Origin of the sequence: Ruminococcus callidus ATCC 27760 (assembly GCF_000468015.1) — a bacterium.
GTDB classification, from domain to species: Bacteria; Bacillota; Clostridia; order Oscillospirales; family Ruminococcaceae; genus Ruminococcus_C; species Ruminococcus_C callidus.
In genome coordinates this window covers 57,423-82,010 of the sequence record NZ_KI260449.1, presented here as the reverse complement: position 1 = coordinate 82,010, position 24,588 = coordinate 57,423, and the positions used below count along the sequence as shown (strand labels likewise).

Genomic DNA, 24,588 nt, shown 5'->3' with positions numbered 1-24,588 from the left:
CGCTGAGCCTCTTTTTTTGAAACAAAATTGGAGGAAAATCATGCAAAAATTACACTCTATTGCAACTATTTCAAATGCTGCAATGCCGTCAGATCTCAAATCATATCTGGTGCAGAAAATGGAAAACATCGAAAAAACCTATCACTGTGACATGGGTGATATCCTTTCTGTAATTCTCTTAGAAAAACAGGAGAAATCCTATCTGCTCGACAAAGGTTTGGAATTCTATGAGATCCTTTCCTTTTCCCACTCTGACTGGATCCACACTGTCTGGGCATCTTCGGACGGATACAGCGAGGATATCTACATCCCATTTTCCACAGAAGCACAGGAACTTGTGGAAAGAAGATGCTGCTGATGTTTTCGGGAAACCGCTATCTGACAAAAAGAATCCATGAGGAACTACCGCTTTTTCTGCAATTATTTCTCTGGAACTGCATTGCAGAACTGCCTGTTCCCAAGGATTATCTGCAAATATTTCGGCTTTCCGGAGCAGGCAGCCAGCAGATCATTTTGCATTGTCAGGAAGTTCCGCCTTATGAAAAATGCTATCAGTTTGCCGTGCCGTTTTCGCCGGTCACAGCGAAAATCTATGTGATTGCAGAATATGATGCAAACCAAAAGCCCTATGCCACCATGCTGTTTGCAGAAGAATACTAATCTTTTTCCGTCTTTTTCAAGAAAAGCCCGAAGAACATTCTGTTATACTTTTCAAAGGAGGCGGTTTTATGCCATATACCGGTCATGTGCGAAAGCGGACGACCAAATCCGGGATCACAACCTATCAGGTCATCGTGGAAGAAGAATCCTCTTTTGCCAACGGAAAACGCAAACGCTATTACAAGACCATTCAGGGCGGGAAAAAACAAGCAGAAAAAGTCATGCGGGATATGATCCATGAACTGGAAACCAGAACTTTTGTCAAAGACAATCGGATCACGGTTCGGGATTTCATGCACCAGTGGCTGGAGATCTACGTAAAAAATCAGCTCTCCCCTACCACTGTACAGCACTACATCGATCAGACGGAAAAGTACATCATTCCACAGTTTGGAGATACCTGTTTGCAGCAACTGAAAAACATCGACATTCAGAAATGGGTCTTTTCCCTGCAAAAGGCATCTCCCAGAACAGGAAAGCCGCTTTCGCCCAAAACGATCAAAAACATTATGTTGAATCTCTCGGCGGCAATGAAAAAGGCAGTCATGCTGGAACTGATTCCGAAGAATCCCTGTGACGATCTCACACTGCCCAAGCTGGAACATTACCAGCCGGAAATGTACAGCATGGAAGAAGTGGAGACCCTGCTGCAATGTGCCAGAAACACTGCCCTTTATCTGCCACTGATGATCGAGATTTGTTTGGGTCTGCGGCGTGGAGAACTGCTCGCACTGCGGTGGCATCATGTGGATTTTCAAACCGGCTGTCTTACTGTCGAAGAAAATCTGGTAACTGTCAACAATCAAACGATCACCAAAGCCCCGAAAACACAAAGCGGCAGACGGGAGATTCAGATTCCCGGAACGCTGCTGCGGCTGTTGAAAAACACCAAAGAAGAACGCCACGCCGGACAAAATGATTACATCGTCTGCCAGGAGGACGGCTCTCCCTACAAAAGCGATTCCTTTTCCATGAAGTTTCGGCGATTTCTGAAAGCCAACGATCTGAAGCACATTCGGTTTCATGACCTTCGGCATATCAATGCCACGATCATGCTTTCGCTTGGTATCTCTCCCAAGGTCGCACAGGAGCGGCTGGGACATTCCAGCTATCAGATCACCATGGACATTTACAGTCATGTGCTGAAAAAAGTCGAACAGGAAGCCGCCGACAAGCTGGATGCTGCTCTGTTTGAACAGAACCCTGCATAAGAAAAATACCTGGAATTCCAACAACGGGATTCCAGGTATTTTTTTCGGAAGTGGAAGAAGATTTTATAGAGGGTTTGGGGAAGGGTATCACTTTTTTCACTGGGTGGGGTGGTGAGGAAAGAGATGTTCCCTTTTACAACCATATTCAATTTTCAGAAAAATCAGCATTCTAACCTTCAATTTTAATGTCAAAGTCCCACTCCACCAACAAAATTAAAAATGTCGCAGGCATCCAGAACTTTTCGGACGTTTTCAGCCCCGTCCTATCAAAAATGGGCATTCTGCCATTTCATGCCGACGGATTCGCCGACGAGCACGAACCATTGCCGACCTGGCAGTTTTCAAGTCAACAAAAAATGAGCCGAGAAAACTCGACTCACAAGGATTGACAAAAAGCATTCATCATGATATAATAAAAAAAGAACATTCAGGCAAATCAACAGCTAAACTTGCACCTCCAGCTGTTTCACTTGCTTGAATGTTCTTTTCCATTTGGTTGCGGGAGCCAGATTTGAACTGACGACCTTCGGGTTATGAGTTGAAAGAATCTGTTTCATGCAGCTAATATTATTGCATATTTTCATGTAACTCCTCCTTGAGAATAAAATCAACCAAATACCATAATGTTCTTAAAAGAGTAAATACTTTCATGTGGTATTATGATATGCAAGGAGGTATTAATTATCATGAAAAAGAATCAAAAAGACATTTTGCTACAAGATTGGCTTGATACGTGGTATGAGATTTACGCAAAACCGTTCGTAAAAAAATCAACACTGGTTTCTTACGAATGCTACATTCGTCTTCATATCAAGCCATATATCGGAAATATCAAATTGTGTGATTTTAACACGATGACATTTCAACGCTTTTTCAATCAACAGTTTCAAAACGGCAGCTGCAAAGGGACAGCACTTTCTCCCAAAACCATCTATAATCTGCGAATGATGCTTCATGAAGCAATCGGCGATGCCGTAAAGAATGACTTAATGAAGTGCAACTATATAGAATACGTTAAACTTCCAAAGCTTCAAAAAGAAGATCAGCGTGTTCTTACGAAAAAGGAACAAGCAAAGCTTCTTACAACACTGAAGGCAAGCGATGATCCGTTTGCTTTCGGTGTTTTTTTCTGTCTTGCTACAGGAATACGTTTGGGAGAGTTGTGCGGTTTACGCTGGAGCGACTTTTCAGAACACAACGGAAAAGTAACTGTACACATTCAGAGAACTTTAAACCGTATTCCGGACTTGGAAAAAGGCACGGGAACGATTATTAACATTTCAGCTCCAAAGACAAAAGCTGCAAACAGAATCATCCCATTGAATCAAACTGTGGTTGAATTCTTGAAAAAGCATTGGATGAAACAGACAGAGTTACTTGGAAAAGAATATGCTACAGGAGATCACTATGTTCTTAGCCGTATTCCAAACAAACCAGTAGAACCAAAATTCATGCAGATGCGTTTCAAACGTTTTCTATGCGAGTCTCATATAACTGATGCAAACTTCCATGCATTGCGACACACTTTCGCTACAAGGGCTCTGGAAGCAAATGTAGATTATAAGACACTTAGTGTACTTCTTGGACACGCTAATGTCACTACAACAATGAATTTGTATCAGCATATTCTATTAGATCAAAAAATCGTTGCAATGGAAAAAATCCTACAGCAATTTTGATACTGAAAACGAAATAAATATTTTTCGTAAAGCTCATGCCGTTGGCGTGAGCTTTTTTATTGCCCAAAGGAGGTTTTTAATCTATGAACGCTGAAAAAAAGAGTGATTGGTATTTGGCAAGAAAAAAGATGCTGCGTCATGAAAAATATCTCATAGAAAAAGATCAAGAACATGGCGTCTTTCTTTCAGGTGATACAGAGATTGCCGCAAACATTGACGTTTATAAAGCAGTAGAACGAAATATGATGTTCGCAAAATTACGAAAAACCATTCAGCAGCTCAATGAAAAAGAACAGTATCTAATCACTTGCATTTATTTTCGTGATATGACAATTCGCCAGTATGCGAAAGAACAACACATTGCCTATGCAACTGCATGGGAACGTCATGATAAACTCTTGAAAAAGATGAAAAACGTAATGATTTCTGTGTAAAACGGCACATCCACACAAACACGCATATGAAAAACCTTATTTTACAAAAATATGAAATTGCAAAAAGGCAAAAGGAGTGTTTTACTTGCAAAAGATAATTTCTCATGGCTTTATCGCATTGAAACCAGAAAAAATTTCTGAATTGTCACTGGAAGCATATGGTGTTCTTTCCATGATGGTAAACGACCCTCAATGTGACTTCATAACCCTTCAGGAACTTTGTGAACTTTCTCCGAAAGACAGCAAATCGACCTTGAAAAGCATCTTGGAGGAACTCGTAAATAAAAACTGGGTTTTCGAAACAGTCGATAACAAATTTATGGTAAACAAAGAAAAAATGATTATGAATATGACTTACGTAGGTGCAACGATCAATAGGGGGTGATGATATTGCCGATTGTACGAAAAAAAGTGAAATGTGACTTCACAACAGTACACAATGCATTTCTGCGAGACAACAAACTTGGGGCAACTGCCAGAGGGGTACTGCTAACAATGATTTCCATGCCGGAAAACTGGAAATTTTCAATCAAGGGATTATCTGCTATTCTTCCCGACGGGGAGCGTAAAATCAGCACTGCCCTAAAAGAACTGGAAAATAGAGGGTATTTGATACGCAAGAGAATTTATGTAAACGGAAAAATCGCAGAATGGATTTATCTTTTCAGCGATGAGCCCATGGAGGAAGACGAAGAACCGGACCTGCCACCAGATCTGACTGAAACAGAACCACCCACTAAGGACGATACGCAGCATCCTCAAGCTTCAAAAAAGGACGATATACCAGCCGCCGAAGATGTACAAAACCTTGATCTACAAAACGTCGATCAAGAAAATGTAGATCAAGAAAACAGCGTCTATAATCAAATACTATATAATCAAAGACTATATAATCAAGTATTATATAATCAATATCCTATCCATCACAGTAATACGTTAACTTGTATCAGCGGCTCTGATCGGATAGATGCGGATAGATTTGAAATCACACAGCAGTCTGTACTAGAGCAAATAGAGGCTGAGGCATTGCTGTCTGAAAAAAACCGTAAGACAGGAATGCTCTTGTACGATGCTGAAACAATCAGGGAATTGGTGAATTGCATCACATGGGTTTACGTTACGCCTAAAACAACTCTGCCTATTTGCGGAGACAACCTGAGCACGGACATTGTCCGAAAGGAATTTCAGAAATTAACCTGCGAACATATCGCCTACGTACTGGACTGCATTGCTTCTACCGGAGCTGCTATCAAAAACCGCCGAAATTACCTGTTAACGTGCCTTTACAACGCTCCCACCAGCATGGCAGGCTATTATCGCAATCTTGCCCAACACGATTTTGCAACACAACACAGTACGGAAAATACGGAAACTGACAAGAGCCCCTATGCCTATGGGCAATTTATAGCAAATTTATAATTTCACAGGAGGATTCACATGAACATGACCATTTTGACACAGAACGACGTATTCCTGAACTACGACCATATCATCGCAATCCGAGTTTATTCCGGAGAAGTATCGCTGGATAACGGGAAAACTATCGCTGCATATCAGGTAGTTGCAGATTTATCTATGCCAATTTTGAATCTGGACGAAACAGAAAACGCACAGGAAGCCCCACAGACGCAGATTGAGCTGGGGGTATACTTCGGACGAGGGAGAATGCCAGAATGCTGCCAGAGCATTGTCAGAATGGCTTAATAACGCTGATAGCAGACAGCATTTGTTCAAAATGCCAATGGCAAATTCTATTTCCGGATATTCTGACACGAATGCTGCCGCTTCTAAACTGGAATATCGACCGGATGAAGACGAAGCTTAAAACTTGCATATAGCCAATACAGGTTACTTTGCGAAGTCGGAGGTGAAAACATATGCCAGACGGAACAGAAAAAGATGTCCGAAGTGTCGTCGATCTTGTATTGCAATGCTCAGACATCACCAAGGAGCTAGTACAGCAAGCAATGCGTGACTATTTGCAGCAAAACCAAGATAAAAGCACACATGGAAAGACAAGTCTTCGGAAATTAGCCGAACAAAGCAACGGAAACCTAGATTCCATCGAAGTTTCTTCTGCAAATTTGCAGGATTTCAAGGAAACTGCAAAAAAATATGACATAACATATGCCATAAAACAAGATTCCAGCACTACCCCACCCACAAACCATGTGTTTTTTGCGACAAATGACACGGATAATTTCAAGCGTGCTTTCACGGAATACGCAGCCGAAGTATCAGAAAAAGCGAAAACACGGTATGAGATACCACGAGAACAGTTCAAAGCACGTGCTGCTAAGATCGAAAAAGAGCCACGCCAAAAAGAACAGGTTCGAACCAGAGAAAAACAAGAAACGAGATGAGGAACATGGATACCCAGAAAGTGAAAAAAGGAATTCTTTTTGCAATTCCAACCATCATGTTTGGCTATGCCGGAGACAAGCTAGCATTTGCATGGAGAATTACAGAAGGCACAAATATTTCCGAAAAACTTTTCCCGTTTTTCACGAATTTGGGTGTTTCTTTTGCGAATCCTGCACCCAGTCTGCACCCGATAGACTTGTTCATTGGGCTGGCATTGGGCATTTTAATTCAAGTCATCATGCATTTCAAGCGTAAAAATGCTAAGAAATTCAGACATGGCGAGGAATATGGTGCTGCACGTTGGGGTACGCCAAAGGACATTGAACCGTATATGGACAAATCCAATTTTGAGAATAATATTATTTTGACTCAAACAGAACGGCTGACAATGGGAAAACCATCTAGTCCTAAGTATGCCAGAAACAAAAACGTTCTTGTAATCGGCGGCTCCGGCTCTGGTAAAACACGATTTTTCCTAAAGCCCAATCTCATGCAAATGCACAGCAGCTACGTTGTAACTGACCCCAAAGGCACTGTTTTGGTAGAATGCGGAAAAATGTTACAGCGAAACAAATACCAGATTCGTGTTTTCAATACTGTGGATTTCAAAAAATCCATGCATTACAATCCCTTTGCGTATATTCGCCCCGAAACAAGAGAGCAAGACATTCTGAAATTTGTCGAAGTTCTCATCAAAAACACTTCTGGCAGCGAACAAAAGGGCGAAGATTTCTGGACGAAAGCAGAACGACTGCTTTACACCGCCTACATCGCCATGATGTATACGGTTTCCCCACCAGAAGAATGGAATTTTGCAACGCTAATTGACATGATCAACTGTTCCGAGTGTCGGGAAGAAGATGAAACGTTTCAAAATGCGATTGACATTCAGTTCTCCATGGTGGAAAAGTGGTTGAATCAACAGCTGGATGAGGAAGAAAATCTTGGCGAATTTGAAGCAATGCGTGAAATATCACCAACAAAAGAGCAAATGTCAATCGGAAGCTTTGCAATAAAACAATACAAAGCATATAAACTGGCTGCTGGTGTTGTATGCTCTAAAAGACTTCTTAATCAAGCGGTTGGAAAGTCTCTTAGAACACACAACCTAAAACCGAAGAAAGGAGCGCAAGTTATGAGAAAAAACGAGAAAATCACAGCTCTGTACGAACGACTGAGCCGTGATGACTTTGGCAAAGATGATGACCAACAGCGTGAGAGCAATTCCATTTCCAATCAAAAGGCTATGTTGGAGGAGTTCGCCGCACGGCAGGGCTTTACGAACATTGTCCATTTCACGGACGATGGCATTAGTGGTACTTGCTTTGACCGTCCCGGATTTTTAGCAATGATGAAAGAAGTGGAAGCCGGGAATGTGGAGTACCTGTGTATCAAGGACATGAGCCGCATGGGTCGTGACTATCTGAAAGTCGGTCAGATTATGGAAATCCTGCGTCAGCGTGGCGTTCGCCTTATCGCCATCAATGACGGTGTGGACAGTGCCAGAGGGGACGATGATTTTACCCCTTTCCGCAACATTATGAACGAGTATTACGCCAGAGACACCAGCCGTAAAATCCGTTCCACTTTCCAGTCAAAAGGCAAGTCCGGCAAGCACCTCACAGGCACGGTCATTTACGGCTATCTCTGGAACGAAGCCAGAGACCAATGGTTGGTTGACCCCGAAGCCGCTGATGTGGTCAAGCGCATCTTTACCATGACGATTGAGGGCTACGGTCCGTATCAGATCGCCAGCAAGCTGAAAGAAGAAAAAGTCCTCATTCCGTCCGCTTACCTTGCCCAGCACGGCGAGGGCGTGAACAAGAATAAGACTTTCAAAGATGTGTACGGCTGGGGTTCTTCCACCATCTGCAACCTTCTTGAAAAGCGTGAATATCTGGGACACACCATCAATTTCAAGACCCGAAAGCACTTCAAGGACAAGAAAAGCCATTATGTCCCGGAGGACGAATGGACGATTTTTGAGAATACGCACGAAGCCATTATTGACCAGCAGACCTTTGACCTTGTGCAGAAAATCCGTGGGAATGTCAGACGCTACCCGGACGGCTGGGGCGAAGCAGCTCCCCTCACAGGCTTGCTTTATTGTGCCGATTGCGGCGGCAAGATGTATGTCCACCGTACCAACAACGGCAAGCGTATTTCTCAATATACCTGTTCCCAATACAGCAAAGTCCCAGTTGGAAAGCTCTGCATGACACAGCACCGTATCAATGAAGATGTGGTACTGTCCCTTGTCTCTGAAATGCTCAAAGCCATTGCCGAGTATGCGAAGCATGACCGAGCCGAGTTTGTCCGTGTGGTGCAGGAAGCGCAGTCCAGCCAGCAGACGGCAGAGGTCAAGAAACAGCGGACACGCCTTGCCACCGCAAAGCAGAGAGTTTCCGAGCTGGAAGTCCTGCTCTGCAAAATCTATGAGGACAACATTTTAGGAAAGCTGTCCGACAGCAGATACGCCACTCTGGACGCTCAATACGAAAAGGAACAGTCCGAGCTTACCGCCGAAATCTCTGCTCTGGAAAAGGCTGTCAAGAGCTATGAGAAGCACGAAAAGGACGCTGATCGTTTTATCGCTCTGATTGACAAGTACGAGAACTTCGACAAGCTGACCATTGCCATGCTCAACGAGTTTATCGAGAAAATCCTTGTGCATGAGCGTGACCGCAAAGGCAGTATACAGACCACACAGGAGGTCGAGATTTACTTCAATTTTGTTGGGCGATTCGTTCCCCCGGCGTTTGGAGAAGTGGAGCTGACCCCGGAAGAATTAGAGGAAATCCGCAAGCGTGAGGAACGCAAGGACAGGTTTCATCAGAACTACTTGAAGCGGAAAGCCAGCGGAGCGCAGAAGCGATACGAGGACAAAATCAAGGGGAGAAAAAAGGCAGAAATCGAAGCCAAGAAAGCCGCCATTCGTGCAGAGGACATTGCAAAGGGAGTGTTCGTTCCCGTCAGCAGTTTACCGCAGAGAGAGCCGATGAAAGGAGTACAAACAGCATGAATATCACTTACACACAGAACGGTGATTATCTTATCCCGAACATCATTATCCGCAAGACAAAGCCCCTCGGACACTACGGCAGACTCCGCAAGGCGTATCTGGAAATGCACCGCCCGATACTGTTCAATGAGCTGGTGCTATCCGATAGGCTCTTTGAGCATTGCGCCGAGATTGAAGAAGCGGCACAAAACCGAATGGAGCTGATCGTGCCGAAGCTGGCAAAGCAGTACGGCGTGACCGAGCAACTGAAAGCCGATAATCAAATGGAATGGGTGCGGCAGATGAACGCTTGCAAGGCACAGGCAGAGGAGATTGTGAAAGCGGAATTGATTTATGATTGAGCGAGGAAGTCCGGGCAGAAAACTGTTCGGACTTTTCTCATATAGTCCAAAGTTGCGGTAGAATTGTTCACAAGTTTTATGGTACAATTTATGCGAATAAAGAAAACGGAAAATTAGAATCTAACAAGAGAATGTGGTTGTATGAAAAAATCCATATTAGTATTTTGGGCAATCGTGTGTCTGTTACCTATTCAAAGGAGGTTTAAGAATTTTAAATGAAACATATAAGAAATATATTGCTGTTGATTACGATTATTTTTGCTTTTGTTATGCAAGCTGAAGTATATCAAAATATGCTCTGGAACTTTAATGGTGCTTATTATTTATCGTCCAGATACACAACTACTAATGACGATATGGATTCATTTTTAGCCAATGCAGAAGATACAGCTGAGAAGCATGGTGTTCATATTTTTTCGACTTTTAATCAGAGAGTTTCTAATTATCAGACAAGACTTTATATTTATGGTGATGATACCGTTGTTCGGGATAGTCTTAAAAGCACAATGGATATTGAGGAAAAAACATATACGGCTTTGATAGGCGGAATCACCGTAATAGAATTTGAAGATTTTAGAGAAGCAAAAAACACAGGCAATGGACAGGAAATAATGGTCAGCTATATCGGTGACGATGATGACATTATTGCCACATATCAAGATTTGGCAAAAGAATATTCTATATCGCAGCCAGAGTTTTGGCAATCAACCGAAACTGATATGATGTTCATTGTTTGGGGCCTGGTTGCCATATTGATGATTGTACTTAATATGATTGAGGTGATACGCAGACAAAAGGAAGTAGTTGTACGAGCTTCTCTGGGCGAAAATGCTGCTGTGATTGCTCTAAAAGCTGTAGTGGCTGATATGATTTCATATGCTGCATTATTCGTCTTAGCAAAGTTGCTTGTTTCTCAATTTATATCGGGAGCGTATGAAGATCATCTCATTTTGGCAGTGTATTGTGCCGGAGCAGTTCTTTCCGTAATTCCTTATGCTGCTTTTGTCCGCTTTGATGTAAAAAAAGCCTTTGCCAATGCTTCAGATAAAAAAGGTATGTTTTATCTTCTGAACGGTCTTAAAGTATTTGCTACTGCTATGACGATTTTTACAATAACTACAAATCTCAGTAGCATTCAAGGTAATTTACTTACAAACACTACTCTTTTAGAAAATCATTATAATGATTACTATTTTGGAGTTATGCAGATTGAACCTCCTTTTGAAGAAAATGAGGAGGAATCCAAAGAGAGCGAATTTTGGAATGACCTTTACGAAAATGAATACAACACTATAAATCCGGTGGTCTGCATAGGCAGCCGGATAAGCGATACGGATAATTATATTTTTGTAAATCATAATGCCAGAGATATGCTGCAAGGGTTTTCTGATATGCTTACTGAAGATGATGAAAAAGAGGATATCGTGGTCTTCGTGCCAAAGGGAAAAAATGCGGAATCATACAAAGATATCGCAAAAGAGGAAATTGACTCTCTTACCCAAAATGCAGAAGAACTGCGTGTTGTTTATAAAGAATATTCTGGCAGAGAGCAATTTTATTATCTCAATTCGAACAGAGAAGAGGCTATTGACGGATTGTCAAGAGCAACAAATCCGATTGTTATTTATCAGGCAAATGAGGCTGTTGCTTTGAATGGAAGTTATATCGAAACAGGAACATATAATGGTGAGGTGATCTACGGATGCGATGAAAGCACAATTCGTAATGCTGCGAAAAAATATGCAGAACAGCTTGGTCCACACTATTTTATGCTGACGAATGTCGGGGAGGATTATACTTATAGTCATAGTTTCCTCGTGAAACTGATTGGCTTTATAAGCTCTCTTTGCGTATTAGTATTGCTGTTAGATATCGCTATCATCATATCTGAAGTGAAAATGGAATTTAGACTTAATGCGATGGAAATCTCCCTCAAAAAGGTTTTGGGCTATCGCTTTTATGAAAGGCACAAAAGATTTATTTCCGTTAATCTCTTAGAAAATATAGCCGTTGTGATATTGATTTGCATTGTTTCGCTTTTTATATCTAACGCAAGTGTCGGGATTGCTTTACTGGTTGGAGCATTGCTCACCATTATTGAAATGGCAATCATTTTCACAAATGTTATGTGGGTTGAAAAAACAAATATCTCAAAGTCCTTGAAAGGTGGATGTTTATGATTATAATTCGTGGCTTAAATAAAGCATTTGGAGAGAAAATAATTTTCTCCAACTTTAATTTGGAAATTCCGGATGGAAGTTTTGTAGTAATCAGCGGGGATAGCGGCAGTGGAAAAAGCACTTTGCTCAATATGATTGGTGGTATCGAAAAGCCGGATAGCGGCAGTATCATAATCGAAGGGCTGAATATTACCCGGCTTAAAAATAAAAACAGTTTTTTTGCGGATACAGTGGGGTTTCTTTTTCAGAATTTTGCACTGCTTGAAAATAAGACAGTTAAAGAAAATTTAAGTTTGATTAAAAAATCAAGCCGAACTAAAGTATCACTTAAAGAAGCTCTTAATCGTGTGGGGTTATCAAAGGAAGTTAACAAAAAAGTTTATCAGCTTTCCGGTGGTGAACAACAGAGAGTTGCTTTAGCTCGTCTTATGATGAAAAAATGTTCTGTTGTTTTGGCAGATGAACCTACTGGCTCACTTGACAAGAAAAATAGAGATATTGTTATGAGGTTATTGCACGAACTCAATGAAGAAGGTAAAACGGTTATCATTGTTACCCACGATCAGGGTATTATTGAAGATGAACCTTATGTTGTGAAAATCTGAGAGTACCTCTTAGAAATGTCTTGATCTACATTTTATGTAATTTGGGTCAGAAGAAAATCCCTTTAGGAACTAAAGGGCGCACTTCTATACTCTCCTATCGGGAGTATCGTGCGTCCTGCGGAGCTTCATTCTCCGTCAGCAGAAGAAAACTGCTTGACCGAGAATGTTGCGTCACTTCGTTCCGTCAAGGTGGCTACACCCCCTTGCGCCGCTAAAGCGGCTATCCCTTGTGGACTTGCCGTCCGCAAACAGCATAAAATGCTGTTCGCCGCCAGCAAGTTTGAAAAACTGAATACCGAAAAACTGACCGTTGACTGGTCGCACTATGCGAAAAGTTGACGGTCTTTTTTTATCCCAAAAATCAAAAAAGGAGGTCAATCACAATGACAAAACCGAAAACCCTTGAACAGCTCCGAGCCGAAAAGGAACGAGCCGAGACGCAGCTTGCACAGGAGAAGCACAAGCTCAACCGTCTTGAGAACAGAAAGAAATATCTGGAGAAAGGCGAAAGGCAGAAACGCACCCATCGTCTTTGCAATCTGGGCGGCACGATTGAGAGCCTTGCCCCGGAGGTCAAAGATCTCACACGCACCGAAATGACAGAGCTGATGGAGTACATCTTTTCTCTGTCCGAAGTCCAGCGAGCCGTCCGTCACATGGCGATTACTCACACCAACCAAGCGAACAGAGAAAAGGAGTTGAAAGCCGATGGCACTATTTCATCTGAGCGTCACGCAGACTAAGCGAAGCGCAGGACAGTCCGCTATTGCTTCTGCCGCCTACCGTGCCGGGGAGCGATTGTATAGCGAGTATTACGGCGAATACAGCGACTACACCCGCAAGGGCGGCGTGATCTGCTCTGACATTCTCTTGCCGTCCCATGCACCGCCAGAATACGCAGACCGCCAGACCCTATGGAACGCCGTGGAAAAAGCCGAGCGTGGAAAGAACGCCCAGCTTGCATACAGCTTTAACATTGCCTTGCAGAATGAATTTTCCCTTGAGGAAAACATCGCTCTTGCAAGGCGATTTTTATTGGAGAACTTTGTGAGCCGTGGCATGGTGGTTGACTTCGCCGTACACCAGCCAGACCGGGAGGACGGCGGCATACCAAACCCACACTTCCATGTGCTTTGTCCCATCCGCCCCATCGAGCAGGACGGTAAATGGGGGCTAAAGCAACGACGAGTGTACGAGCTGGACGAGGACGGAAATCGTATCAGAGACCAGAACGGCGAGTATGTTTTCAATGCCGTTCCCACTACCGACTGGGGCAGTCCCGAAACGCTGGAACATTGGCGGCAGACATGGGCGGAGCTATGCAATGCCAAGTTTGCGGAAAAAGGGCTTGATGTTCGTATCGACCACCGCAGCTATGAACGGCAAGGCGTGGATTTACTTCCCACTATCCATGAAGGCGCAACCGTCCGGGCAATGGAGAAGAAAGGTATCCGCACCGAGAAAGGCGAGTTCAACCGCTGGATCAAAGCCACCAACGCCGTGATCCGGGACATCAAGAAGAAAATCACTTCGCTTATGGGCTGGATAGCGGATATGAAAGCCGAGCTTGCCAAGCCACAGGCACCCGACCTTGTTTCTCTGCTGAACGCCTATTACACCCAGCGCAAAGCCGGGGCGTATTCCCAGAAAGGCAAAATCAGCAACCTAAAGGAGATGAACGATACTTTCAATTATCTCCGGGCAAACGGCATTTACTCCCTTGAGGATTTGGAACGCCGTGTCAGCGAACACAGTGCTGCCACAGAGAGTTTGAAGAAAACGCTGGACGAACAGACCGCCCGAATGAAAGCAATTAAGCAGCTCTATGACAGCTCCGCTGCTTTCCAGAGCTTGAAGCCTGTCTATGACGGCTTGCAGAAAATCAAGTTTGAGAAGCCCAGAGCCAAGTACAAGGCAGAGCATGAAGCGGAACTGAAACAGTTCTACGCCGCCAGACGCAAGCTGACCGGAGAGTTCCCGGACGGCAAGGTGGATATGAAAAAGCTGACCGAAGAGTATGACGAGCTGGAACAGGCGCACAACACCACCTATGGCGAGTTTAAGACTGTCAGAGACGATTTACACCGTCTTTGGAAGGTCAAGTCATGTGTAGATACTGCCGCCCGATTTAACGAGCGTACAGAGGAACAAATGCACCAAAATCGACCCCAAACACGACACAAAAAGGAGGAACTATCCCGATGAATTATACCCAAGCGCAGATTGACCGGGCAAACGCCGTCAGTCTGGAAGATTTTCTCCGCACACAGGGAGAGACGCTAATCAAAAGCGGACGAGAATACCGCTGGAAAGAACATGACAGCTTGACCGTCCGTGGAAACAAGTGGTTTCGACACAGCCAGAGCAAGGGCGGCTATCCCATTGATTTTGTCATGGAGTTTTACGGCAAGTCCTTTCCCGAAGCCGTCCAGCTTCTGACCGGCGAAAGCGGCGAGGGGCAGACCGAAGCCGCCACAGCACCGCCCACAGCGTTTCACTTGCCCTTGCACAACAGAACAGCCGACAGAGCAATTCAATATCTTTGCGAAAGCCGAGGTCTCAACAAAACGCTTGTTGAGGCTTTTCTTCTTTCCGGGGATATTTACGAGGACGCAAAGCGGCACAATGCTGTGTTTGTCGGCAGAGACCGAAGCGGTACGCCGAGATACGCCCATGTGCGAGGAACGGCAGACCCATTCAGACAGGACATTGCCGGGTCTGACAAATCCTATCCGTTCCACTATGAGGGAAACGGCAACCAGCTCTTTGTCTTTGAAGCACCGATTGACCTTTTGTCCTTTATCTGCCTTTATCCGCAGGACTGGCAGACAAGGAGCTACCTTGCCCTGGGCGGCGTTTCAGGCAAAGCCCTTGACCGTTTCCTTTCTGAACGCAAGGACACCCGAAAAGTGTTCCTCTGCCTTGACAGCGACACCGCAGGAAGTGAAGCCTGCACCCGGCTGGCACAGGACATTCCCGGCGAGATCGCCGTCATTCGCCTTGTCCCGGCAAGGAAAGACTGGAACGATGTTCTCCGTCAGCAAGGGGACATTCCCAGCCGCAAATTCATAGCCGAGACAATCACGATGCGAGAGCTGCCCACCGCCCAGCCTGTCCCAATGCTCCGTATGGCTGATGTGGAGCTGACGAGCGTGGATTGGCTATGGTTTCCGTATATCCCATTTGGAAAGCTGACCATCATACAGGGCAACCCCGGCGAGGGCAAGACCTACTTTGCCATGCGTCTTGCGGCGGCTTGCACCAACCGAAAGCCCTTGCCCGGTATGGAAACCCTTGAGCCTTTCAACATCATCTACCAGACCGCAGAGGACGGCCTGGGCGATACCGTCAAGCCCCGACTGATGGAAGCGGAAGCAGACCTTGAAAGAGTGCTTGTCATTGACGATAGGGACACACCGCTGACCCTTGCCGATGAGCGCATAGCAAGGGCAATCCGGGAAAACAACGCAAGGCTTGTTATCATTGACCCGGTGCAGGCGTTTCTGGGCGCAGATGTGGACATGAACCGGGCAAACGAGGTGCGCCCGATATTCCGCAGTCTGGGAGACATTGCACAGGCTACCGGGTGCGCTATCGTGCTGATTGGACACCTGAACAAAGCCGCAGGAACGCAAAGCACCTACCGGGGATTGGGGTCTATCGACATTACGGCGGCAGTCCGCAGTCTGCTCTTTATCGGTAAGCTGAAGGACAGCCCCACAACAAGGGTGCTTATCCATGAGAAAAGCTCCCTTGCGCCGCCCGGACAGTCCCTTGCCTTTTCTCTGGGAGACGAGAAAGGCTTTGAATGGATAGGAGCTTATGACATTACCGCTGACGAGCTTCTTGCCGGGACGGACACCGCCAAGACCGAAAGCAAGACCGCACAGGCGCAAATGCTCATTCTGGAACTGCTTGCAGATGGAAAGCGTATGCCGAGCGCAGAGCTGGAAAAGGCAGTCAATGAGCGTGGGATTTCCTCACGCACCATGAGAACGGCAAAGAGCCGTATCGGGGACAGACTTGTGACCGAGAAAGACGGCACCGCATGGGTCTGCTATCTCCGAAACTGACAACAGGAACACGGCAAGCGTGGCAAAGACGGCAAGGGTTTTATAGATACCTTAATGTTGCCGCCTTGCCTTGTTCCCTCATACTGACACCGCCCGATGATGAACAGTCACCGGGCATTTTTCATTTACAGGAGGATTTTGAATGAACAATACCGCAACCAACAGTACCCCTTGCCCGACTGTGAGAAAGCAGATCGGCAAGACAACCTATATCGTCCGTGTGCATTTCAGCGAGACCGCCAAGGAGACAATGGAGGACAAAATCAAGCGTCTGCTCCGTGAGGAAGTCCGCAAAATGTGACTTCTTTTTGAATTTGATGAAAAAGTCCTTGACTTTTCGTCTCTGGTAAGACTGCAAAATCCATTTTGATCTCATGCTCCGCAAGACTTGCCTGCTTTTCTATCAATTCCGTTTTGGATATTACAGCATATGACGAAATGCAACTGGATAAAATCGGTGATCGAAAGACTGCCCTTTTCATCATCATTTCGGACACAGACGCCACTTTCAATTTTCTGGTGGCAATGTTGTACACCCAAATGTTTAACTTGCTTTGCACAAAAGCAGACAACAATCCGGACGGCAGCGGAAAATTAAAACATCATGTTCGCTGCTTGCTGGACGAATTTGCCAATATCGGGCAAATTCCAGATTTCGATAAACTGATAGCGACTATTCGTAGTCGAGAAATATCAGCCTGCATTATCCTGCAAGCACAATCGCAATTAAAAGCGATCTACAAGGACAATGCAGATACTATCGTGGGAAACTGCGATTCCACCTTGTTCTTGGGTGGCAAAGAAAAGTCAACGCTCAAAGAGATCTCCGAATCTCTTGGAAAAGAGACCATTGACGACTACGATACCTCCAGAACACGAGGACAGTCAGAATCCTACGGTATGAACTACAAAAAACTTGGAAAGGAGTTGATGTCACAAGATGATCTAAACACAATGGATGGCAGCAAGTGTATCTTACAAGTTCGTGGAGTTCGTCCGTTTTTCTCCCGTAAATATGATATTACAAAACACAAACGATACCCTTTGCTCATGGATTCCAATCCCCAGAATATGTTTGACATTGCATCGTATATCAAGCGAAAAAGAGAAAAGAATGCACGCTATGCTCAAATTTCGCCAGACGAACCTATTGAAACATTTCAAGCGATGCAAGCTTCATCAGAACCAGAAATTGAAACGGACGTAAGCACAGAAGAACTTGATTTTATCTAACTTGGAGGAAAAGCAATGAAGAAAATGATGATTGCAAAAGTAGCAACCCTGAAGAATACTGCTCGCATCAAAAAGATGATTGCAGCAGCCGTTACAGCATTGTGCATGGGCGTAATGCTGTCTATGACCGTTTTTGCAGATGGTGCATCTGTAGACACTAGCAGCTTTTTGGACACCGTAGAAACCGTTTTGAAGGCTGTCTGCATCTTGATTGGTGCCGGTCTGGGCGTATGGGGCGTTGTAAACCTGATCGAAGGCTATGGTAACGATAACCCCGGTGCAAAGTCGCAGGGTATGAAACAGTTCATGGCTAATTAGTTGGAACAAAAAACGAAAGGAAAAGCACAATCCAGACGGTATCAGCGGCAGGCTACAAGAATAAATTGTGATTTCACAAGATTGGTGCTATAATAAGAGAAAAGTTCCTGCCGGGGCAGCCGCCCCGGTGGTATAGATAGAAAGGCAGGAAAACAATATGCACATCAGCTATAAGCCACTCTGGCACACACTGTTAGAGCGTGATATGAGAAAAGAGGATTTAAGGCTTGCCGCTGGTATGACAACAAATATGATTGCCAACATGAGCAAAGAGGGAAAGCACATCAGCATGGATACATTAGCCCGTATCTGCGAAACGCTGAATTGTGAGATTACCGATGTGATTGAGTTAGTACCAGACGAGCCTGCTTCCACAGGAGGTAAGGAACATGAGCGAATTGAAACCAAGAATAACGGAAAACGGAATTGATTATATCCTTGTCGGAGATTATTACATCCCGGACTTGAAACTGCCGGAGGAACACCGCCCTATCGGAAAGTACGGACGGATGCACCGGGAATATTTAAGGGAAGTCCACCCAGCCAGATTGAATACATTGATACTGACCGGGGAATTGTGGACATATCTTGCAGACCTGAACGAACAGGCACAGGAACGGTTAGACACCATCATGGAGCAGATGAAAACTGCCGAGGGCGTAACCGAGGAATTGAAGCGTACCCACCAAATGGAATGGGTGCAGCGTTGCAATAACATTCATAACCGGGCAGAAGAAATTGTTTTGCATGAGATGATTTATTCATAACGGGAGCAATTAAATCGGAGGTATATAAGATGATTGAAATTGTATTTGGTGAAAGTGCCTGTGGAAGTTTGAAAATTGCCCAAACTTACGGCAAGGGAAAGTATAGAGGAAGTGCTGTTTCAATATTTATGAGGCATGAAGACGGGAGTGTTCCATCTTCAGATGAAATGAAAAAAGCACAGCTTCAAGCACAGGAACAAGAACGCATTGCTTGGGAGAATGCTATTCCATTGGGAGGCAAGAGCTGTGATGTTTATTGTTTTGATATGGCTCTTAGTGTGGGAGATATTTCTGATAATGGAATTGGCGAACAGCGGAAAAATGTTTTCAAGAAAATGCTGTCTGTCTGCTTTGTAGAGGATTTAGATTATCAGGTTGAAGAAAAAATACAGAAAATTAAAACTACATTGACCTCAGTGATTGAACGATATGTAGCTGGGGAAGAAATTCGCATTTGGTATAGCTATAATCCAGATGAGCTTTGTGGTATGTATTGGCTTATGAAACAACTTCAACCCTTAAACTGCCAGACAACAATTTATTTGGTTAAGTTACCTACATGGGAATATGGAAAAGAAAATACTATGACATCCAAAATAGCATGGGGCGAGGTCTCTCCTGGCGAATGGGGAAACTATATAACTCTACAAGAGAAAGCTAATCCTGTATTTCTTTCAGCTTGTGCTATGAAATGGAATCAACTTCAAAATGAAAATGCACCTTTGCGTGCAATGTTAAATGGTAAATTGCAAAGCGTTTCAGAAGATATATATGATAGTTTCATTCTTCGTGAAATTGCGGAACAGCCAGAGCAATTCAAAATGGCTATTGTCATAGGTAATGTTTTAGGAAAATATCAACTTGGAATTAGTGATGTATGGATTTCCAATCGCATTGATAAAATGCTTGAAGATGGTGTGTTGGAAATTATACAGGACGCACCAAAGGGAGAAACAAATTATCGCCGAATATTAAGAAAACGAATGAAGTAATAACCACAGCACAAACCGCTGCTACATGGAATCCAACAAACCATGCAACAGCGGTTTTCCTTTACCGTTTTTTCCTCTGGTTGATAGGCGTTCCCGTTTTCTTTGATTTTTGGAGAATCCGAATAAGCCAGCGAAATTCTTCATCTGACAGATTTTTATAGTTGATACCGAGCTGCTTGCAGTAAAGCACTGCCAGTTTTTCCAAACGGCTGCCCTTGAAATTTTCGACCGCTTCCAGATTTTCTTTCAGTTCATTGGCAACAGTGGTCTGGGGCGCACTCTCACTATCCTTTTTATGGGTTTCCCGAATATCCCGGATAATCAGGTTTAGGTCATCCAGAACCATGTGGCTGAAATATTCATCATCACTGATATGGGCGGCTTGCAGCACTTTCAAATGTGGGTCATCTTCGCCAGGGCGATACCGTTCTATGATTTCATGTCGGACAGTATCGACAAGGGTGTTGAGGTTTTGAATCTGCATGGTGGCAATCCCATCCACATAAATCTCAATGTCCGCAAGAAACTTGATAAAGTCCTTATGGGTGGCAAGTTCGCAGAGCAGACGGTTGTTGATCCGACCGCTTTTCAGAAGTGCAACCATTTCATCGTTCAAATGCAGCTCCGTCAGTGGCGTGTTGATCTGCTCCCTGTTCTCTGTCCGGCACAGCAGATAATCGACGGAAACCCCATAGAAGTCTGCCAGCGTGATAAGGTTGCCATGATTGATTTCCTTAAAATCTTCTTTTTCATAACTGCCAAGGGCTGATTTAGAAATACCCGTTAGTTTTGATAGTTCTTCCAGATTTAAGCCTTTGTCCTTGCGGAGTTCCCAAAGGCGTTCCTGTATGCTTGTTGCTCCTTTCATGGGCACACGCTCCTTTCCAACGGTTTCATTGCTGCCGCTTATCTGGATTATATCACACTTTCCGTAATCGTGGAAATTTCTGATTTTTACCCTTAATTCCTACTTTGTGGACATACGGCACAGGGCACAAAAATGTTCTATGATACAGGTAGTTCATCGATGGATTATTCCAATCGAATGACCAGCCTGTGTGGGATATGCTTCCCCGGCGATGTAGCGCCATGAATTTTGGCAGGGATATGGAGGAACCCTGACCAAAACGAGCGTACCAAAGGGAGCGATACGCCGCTGTGAGATTCAGGGGAGGAACGACACCGGGGAGAACTGGCGAACTGACACCGAAATGATACCGAAACACAACAATCTGATAGGGGGACAGTCTACCCTATCGCTGATACTTCGGGAGATTTTAAGCGGCTCTATGGCTGTAATTTTACCGAAAATCGCCCCGAAACCATACACTAAAACGGGAGGAAGCGCAATATGCCGAGAATGAGCAAAAAGAGGAAGTATGAGCTTTCCTTTTACCTCAATGACCGGGGGCGTGTCACTTACAACGAATTATGCCGGAAATGCCAGCATGGGTGCAAGCAGAGCTTCCGGGCGGTTGTGATTGACTGCCCCTGTTATTTATCCAAACGAGCAAAGAAAAAGGAGGAACACACAGAATGAATTTTGAATTTATGACGATAGACACACCATTGCCGCCCTGTATGCCTTTTCCCAGAGCGTTGACAGGATTTCCAGTCAGCAGCACCGCAAAGGTCATGTACTGCCGGATGCTGGACGCTATGCTCTCCAAAGGGCAGGAGGACGAGAACGGAATCCTCTTTGTCTGCTTCCCTGTCACAGCCATTGCCGCAGTCCTGTCCCGCAGCTCCATGACGGTCAAGCGTTCTCTGAATGAACTGGAAACTGCCGGACTTATCATGCGGGTGCGTCAGGGCATTGGAGAACCAAACCGGATTTATGTGCTGATACCGGGAAAGGAGGACGCTGCCCTTGCCTGATACCTCAAAGCTGGAAAAACTCAATCGGGAGTTGGAAAAAAGCGAAAAGAAACTGCGGAAAGCCATCAATGATGAAAAGGCATTGCAGCACCAGTTGAAACAGCTTACCCGAAAGGAACGGACGCACCGGCTCTGTACCCGTGGCGGTATGCTGGAAAGTTTTCTGCAAGAGCCGGAACGCCTGACAGATGATGATGTCATGCTGTTGTTGAAACTCATTTTTCACAGACAGGACACGCAGGAACTATTGAAAAAACTGCTGGAACGGGAGATGCCGGAACCCCCTTAGTTTACTAAGGGCGCAATTATACACCACCCAGAGGTTGGTGCATTGCGTTCTCCGAAGGCTCCTCGCCGGAGGGCTGTGATTTTCCGCAGTCATGGTCTGCTCCAAATCATACAGGGGACGCTACGCCGTCTCCGCTCCGCTTCGGTCGGTGCAGGGCAAACGTCCACTGGACGTTTTGCACCCCTGCGCTGGCTGCCGCCAGCTACCCTTTTGTGGACTTGCCATCTGGGGACACCTTGCCTTGCAAGCTGTTCCCAGCCGACAAGTTTCATAAAATATGCTATCTTTTCGATAGCCAATGAAGTATAATGAAGATGACAACAAATCGGGATTGGTAGGTGATAGTATGAAAAAGAAAACAAAGATTATTATTGGAATTTTGGTTGTTTTTGCAATTTTAGTGGCAGGAATTAGTTATAGAGGATATATAAAGGCACACACATTTACACTCTCTGGCAATGAACAGATACAATCAATCACAGGAACTGTAAAAGTAAGTAGTCCGAAAGATACAGAAGTGATTTTTATTGATGTAAAAACTGGGGTAAATTATGCTATTCCTTATATTACCTCTGGAGCAAGTGAAACGATTAAGCTTGAAAAGGGAAAATGGTATAGTGTTGAAACGGGCGAAGGACTTACAATGAGTTTGGTGAATGTTCGTATAGAATAGATAGGGCGTATATTTATTTTTTTGTGGGGCGTAGGATCAAAAGTCAATAGAAAAAGATATGAGAAAGCATAAATAAAATTCCAGTTTATCAGCTTCACATCGGGTCAACTTGCCCCGAACTTTTACAACTAAATACCTGCCGCCCACACAGCGGCACACCGAGCAGGAAATCTGAAAAAGGTCTCCTGCTTTTTTTCTGCCCAAAATGAGGTGGTAAAACGCCACCCCATCCGCCAATCACAGAAAGGAGTGACACGAAATGCCCTGTCCGCACAACGAAATCACGATTGTTCAGCGCAGCCAGCGGCAGTCTGCGGTTGCCGCCGCTGCTTACCAAAGCGGCGAAAAGCTGTTCTGTGAATACGACCAGCAAGTGAAGCACTACCCGGAAAAGCGTGGTATTGTCCACAATGAAATTCTGCTCCCGGCAAACGCCCCACGGTCGTATGCAGACCGCAATACCTTATGGAACGCCGCCGAAGCGGTGGAAAAGCAATGGAACTCCCAGCTTGCAAGGCGGTGGGTGCTTACCATCCCAAGAGAGATACCACCCGACCAGTATGCTGTCCTTGTCCGGGAGTTTTGTGAGCAGCAGTTTGTTTCCAAAGGCATGATTGCTGATTTTGCAATCCATGACCCCCATCCGCCGGGACACAATCCCCACGCCCATGTCATGCTCACTATGAGGGCAATGGACGAACATGGAAAATGGCTTCCCAAGAGCCGCAAGGTTTATGACCTTGACGAAAACGGGGAACGGATAAAACTTCCGTCCGGCAGATGGAAAAGCCACAAGGAGGATACGGTGGATTGGAACGACCAGAAGTATTGCGAAATCTGGCGGCATGAATGGGAGGTCATCCAGAACCGCTATCTGGAAGCCAATGACCGTCCGGAGCGTGTGGACTTGCGTTCCTATGCCAGACAGGGGCTTGATATTGTCCCCACTGTCCATGAGGGGGCTGCTGTCCGGCAGATGGAAAAGCGTGGTATCCAGACGAATATCGGAAACCTGAACCGGGAAATCAGAGCCGCCAACAGTCTGATGAAGTCCATCCGGCAGCTTATCCAAAACCTCAAAGGCTGGATTACCGAGCTGGGAGAAAAACGGAAAGAGCTGCTTGCACAAAAAGCGGCGGAGGAAGCGACACTTCTTCCCAATCTGCTGATGAAGTACATGGAGATACGAAAGGAAGAACGGAAGGACTGGACGAGGGCTGGACAGAACCGGGGGACTTCACAGGACTTAAAGGCAGTCAGCGAAGCCCTGTCCTATCTCCGGCAAAAGGGGCTTTCCACTGTGGAGGACTTAGAAGCGTTTCTGGAATCTTCCGGGAAATCAGCCGCAGATTACCGCAATCAGATGAAGCCAAAGGAAGCCCGCAGCAAAGTGATTGACGGGATTCTTGCCAGCCGGACGGACTGCAAGGAATGTAAGCCTGTCTATGAGAAGTACCAGAAGATATTTTTCAAGAAAACAAAGGAGAAATTCAAACAGGAACACCCGGAGGTTGCCCGGTATGCGAAAGCCGCCGCCTACCTTGCCAAGCACCCGGACGATAAGGACAGTACCCAAAAGGAGCTGCAAGAGGAGCAGGAAACGCTTCTGGAAGAAATTGCAGCCCTGAAAACACCGCTGACCGAGGTACAGGAGGATTTGAAGAAGCTGCGGGACATTCGCTACTGGGTACGGAAAGCCACCCCCGGCACAGAAGAAAGCAAAGAGCCGCCCAAGAAACAGCCTATCAAAGAAGTCTTGCAGGATAAGGCTGACGAGAAAAAAGCACAAAGAACTGTCCCGGCACAGACGAAACACAAACAACAGGATATGGAACTTTAACAGGCACTTGCCATTTTCAATCAGAGAAT

27 protein-coding genes and 2 pseudogenes are annotated in these 24,588 nt (G+C 45.1%); 28 read left to right on the top strand and 1 reads right to left on the bottom strand.

Annotated elements, in window-relative coordinates:
* Positions 1 to 40: 40 nt before the first annotated feature.
* The 23 genes and pseudogenes from RUMCAL_RS10850 (at position 41) to RUMCAL_RS10745 (ending at position 19,879) form a co-directional block, all read left to right on the top strand.
* Positions 41 to 358 (top strand): hypothetical protein, encoded by a 318-nt coding sequence (locus RUMCAL_RS10850; protein ID WP_040647990.1) that lies wholly within the window; start codon positions 41 to 43, stop codon positions 356 to 358.
* Positions 349 to 660: a DUF960 domain-containing protein gene (locus RUMCAL_RS10845; protein ID WP_021682911.1), complete on the top strand. Its 312-nt coding sequence runs from the start codon at positions 349 to 351 to the stop codon at positions 658 to 660. Before RUMCAL_RS10850 ends, RUMCAL_RS10845 begins: the two co-directional genes overlap by 10 nt.
* Positions 661 to 728: 68 nt before the next feature.
* Positions 729 to 1,871, top strand: a complete 1,143-nt coding sequence (locus tag RUMCAL_RS10840; protein ID WP_040647988.1) for a tyrosine-type recombinase/integrase — start codon at positions 729 to 731, stop codon at positions 1,869 to 1,871.
* Positions 1,872 to 2,557: 686 nt separating this feature from the next.
* Entirely contained in the window at positions 2,558 to 3,550 is a 993-nt protein-coding gene (locus RUMCAL_RS10835; RefSeq protein ID WP_040647986.1) for a tyrosine-type recombinase/integrase, read from the top strand.
* An 83-nt stretch (positions 3,551 to 3,633) separates the two neighbouring features.
* Entirely contained in the window at positions 3,634 to 3,984 is a 351-nt protein-coding gene (locus RUMCAL_RS10830) for a sigma-70 RNA polymerase sigma factor region 4 domain-containing protein (protein ID WP_021682906.1), read from the top strand.
* An 85-nt stretch (positions 3,985 to 4,069) separates the two neighbouring features.
* Positions 4,070 to 4,369: a hypothetical protein gene (locus RUMCAL_RS10825; RefSeq protein WP_040647984.1), complete on the top strand. Its 300-nt coding sequence runs from the start codon at positions 4,070 to 4,072 to the stop codon at positions 4,367 to 4,369.
* A 5-nt stretch (positions 4,370 to 4,374) separates the two neighbouring features.
* Positions 4,375 to 5,403: a DUF6017 domain-containing protein gene (locus tag RUMCAL_RS10820; protein ID WP_156902524.1), complete on the top strand. Its 1,029-nt coding sequence runs from the start codon at positions 4,375 to 4,377 to the stop codon at positions 5,401 to 5,403.
* 18 nt (positions 5,404 to 5,421) lie between these two features.
* Entirely contained in the window at positions 5,422 to 5,688 is a 267-nt protein-coding gene (locus tag RUMCAL_RS10815; RefSeq protein ID WP_021682903.1) for a hypothetical protein, read from the top strand.
* Between the two features lie 173 nt (positions 5,689 to 5,861).
* Positions 5,862 to 6,347 carry a PcfB family protein gene (locus RUMCAL_RS10810; protein ID WP_021682901.1) on the top strand — a complete coding sequence of 162 codons (486 nt, stop codon included), beginning with the start codon at positions 5,862 to 5,864 and terminating at the stop codon, positions 6,345 to 6,347.
* Positions 6,348 to 6,352: 5 nt separating this feature from the next.
* Positions 6,353 to 9,370 (top strand): DUF4368 domain-containing protein, encoded by a 3,018-nt coding sequence (locus RUMCAL_RS10805; RefSeq protein WP_040648023.1) that lies wholly within the window; start codon positions 6,353 to 6,355, stop codon positions 9,368 to 9,370.
* Positions 9,367 to 9,711: a TnpV protein gene (locus RUMCAL_RS10800; RefSeq protein ID WP_021682899.1), complete on the top strand. Its 345-nt coding sequence runs from the start codon at positions 9,367 to 9,369 to the stop codon at positions 9,709 to 9,711. The genes RUMCAL_RS10805 and RUMCAL_RS10800 overlap by 4 nt, the downstream gene beginning before the upstream one ends.
* Positions 9,712 to 9,926: 215 nt before the next feature.
* The gene (locus RUMCAL_RS10795; RefSeq protein WP_002593327.1) at positions 9,927 to 11,891 is read left to right on the top strand and encodes a DUF1430 domain-containing protein; all 1,965 of its coding nucleotides are present in this window, start codon (positions 9,927 to 9,929) and stop codon (positions 11,889 to 11,891) included.
* Positions 11,888 to 12,496 (top strand): ATP-binding cassette domain-containing protein, encoded by a 609-nt coding sequence (locus RUMCAL_RS10790; protein ID WP_002593328.1) that lies wholly within the window; start codon positions 11,888 to 11,890, stop codon positions 12,494 to 12,496. The genes RUMCAL_RS10795 and RUMCAL_RS10790 overlap by 4 nt, the downstream gene beginning before the upstream one ends.
* A gap of 153 nt (positions 12,497 to 12,649) precedes the next feature.
* The gene (locus RUMCAL_RS10785; RefSeq protein WP_005944784.1) at positions 12,650 to 12,835 is read left to right on the top strand and encodes a hypothetical protein; all 186 of its coding nucleotides are present in this window, start codon (positions 12,650 to 12,652) and stop codon (positions 12,833 to 12,835) included.
* A 44-nt stretch (positions 12,836 to 12,879) separates the two neighbouring features.
* Positions 12,880 to 13,239, top strand: a complete 360-nt coding sequence (locus RUMCAL_RS10780) for a DUF3847 domain-containing protein (RefSeq protein ID WP_015524579.1) — start codon at positions 12,880 to 12,882, stop codon at positions 13,237 to 13,239.
* Positions 13,205 to 14,701 (top strand): MobQ family relaxase, encoded by a 1,497-nt coding sequence (gene mobQ, locus RUMCAL_RS10775; RefSeq protein WP_021682897.1) that lies wholly within the window; start codon positions 13,205 to 13,207, stop codon positions 14,699 to 14,701. Before RUMCAL_RS10780 ends, mobQ (RUMCAL_RS10775) begins: the two co-directional genes overlap by 35 nt.
* Complete coding sequence (locus RUMCAL_RS10770; RefSeq protein ID WP_021682896.1) at positions 14,698 to 16,569, top strand: AAA family ATPase; 1,872 nt, start codon at positions 14,698 to 14,700, stop codon at positions 16,567 to 16,569. The genes mobQ (RUMCAL_RS10775) and RUMCAL_RS10770 overlap by 4 nt, the downstream gene beginning before the upstream one ends.
* 142 nt (positions 16,570 to 16,711) lie before the next feature.
* Entirely contained in the window at positions 16,712 to 16,870 is a 159-nt protein-coding gene (locus tag RUMCAL_RS15150; RefSeq protein WP_002593332.1) for a transposon-encoded TnpW family protein, read from the top strand.
* 41 nt (positions 16,871 to 16,911) lie between these two features.
* Positions 16,912 to 17,802, top strand: a pseudogene (locus RUMCAL_RS10765) (VirD4-like conjugal transfer protein, CD1115 family); the annotation flags it as partial.
* 15 nt (positions 17,803 to 17,817) lie between these two features.
* A pseudogene (locus RUMCAL_RS16305) lies at positions 17,818 to 18,114 on the top strand (Maff2 family mobile element protein); the annotation flags it as partial.
* 163 nt (positions 18,115 to 18,277) lie between these two features.
* Positions 18,278 to 18,550: a helix-turn-helix domain-containing protein gene (locus RUMCAL_RS10755; protein WP_002593556.1), complete on the top strand. Its 273-nt coding sequence runs from the start codon at positions 18,278 to 18,280 to the stop codon at positions 18,548 to 18,550.
* On the top strand, positions 18,510 to 18,887 hold the full coding sequence (locus RUMCAL_RS10750; protein WP_005927690.1) for a TnpV protein: 378 nt from the start codon (positions 18,510 to 18,512) through the stop codon (positions 18,885 to 18,887). The genes RUMCAL_RS10755 and RUMCAL_RS10750 overlap by 41 nt, the downstream gene beginning before the upstream one ends.
* Positions 18,888 to 18,916: 29 nt before the next feature.
* Positions 18,917 to 19,879 (top strand): DUF3658 domain-containing protein, encoded by a 963-nt coding sequence (locus tag RUMCAL_RS10745; RefSeq protein ID WP_005927687.1) that lies wholly within the window; start codon positions 18,917 to 18,919, stop codon positions 19,877 to 19,879.
* A gap of 61 nt (positions 19,880 to 19,940) precedes the next feature.
* Here RUMCAL_RS10745 and RUMCAL_RS10740 read toward each other — a convergent pair whose 3' ends face one another.
* On the bottom strand, positions 19,941 to 20,747 hold the full coding sequence (locus tag RUMCAL_RS10740) for a helix-turn-helix domain-containing protein (RefSeq protein ID WP_005924756.1): 807 nt from the start codon (positions 20,745 to 20,747) through the stop codon (positions 19,941 to 19,943).
* A 483-nt stretch (positions 20,748 to 21,230) separates the two neighbouring features.
* Between RUMCAL_RS10740 and RUMCAL_RS10735 the strand changes: the two genes are divergently transcribed.
* The 5 genes from RUMCAL_RS10735 to mobQ (RUMCAL_RS10715) all read left to right on the top strand — a co-directional run bounded on the left by RUMCAL_RS10735 (position 21,231) and on the right by mobQ (RUMCAL_RS10715) (position 24,559).
* A complete protein-coding gene (locus RUMCAL_RS10735; protein ID WP_005927683.1) occupies positions 21,231 to 21,419 on the top strand; it encodes a hypothetical protein in 189 nt (62 codons plus the stop codon).
* Positions 21,416 to 21,757 carry a DeoR family transcriptional regulator gene (locus RUMCAL_RS10730; protein ID WP_005927681.1) on the top strand — a complete coding sequence of 114 codons (342 nt, stop codon included), beginning with the start codon at positions 21,416 to 21,418 and terminating at the stop codon, positions 21,755 to 21,757. The genes RUMCAL_RS10735 and RUMCAL_RS10730 overlap by 4 nt, the downstream gene beginning before the upstream one ends.
* Positions 21,750 to 22,046 (top strand): DUF3847 domain-containing protein, encoded by a 297-nt coding sequence (locus RUMCAL_RS10725; RefSeq protein WP_005927679.1) that lies wholly within the window; start codon positions 21,750 to 21,752, stop codon positions 22,044 to 22,046. Before RUMCAL_RS10730 ends, RUMCAL_RS10725 begins: the two co-directional genes overlap by 8 nt.
* A 346-nt stretch (positions 22,047 to 22,392) precedes the next feature.
* The gene (locus tag RUMCAL_RS10720; protein ID WP_040647975.1) at positions 22,393 to 22,719 is read left to right on the top strand and encodes a hypothetical protein; all 327 of its coding nucleotides are present in this window, start codon (positions 22,393 to 22,395) and stop codon (positions 22,717 to 22,719) included.
* A 259-nt stretch (positions 22,720 to 22,978) separates the two neighbouring features.
* Positions 22,979 to 24,559, top strand: coding sequence for a MobQ family relaxase (gene mobQ, locus RUMCAL_RS10715; RefSeq protein ID WP_021682889.1), 1,581 nt, complete (start codon positions 22,979 to 22,981; stop codon positions 24,557 to 24,559).
* Positions 24,560 to 24,588 lie beyond the last annotated feature (29 nt).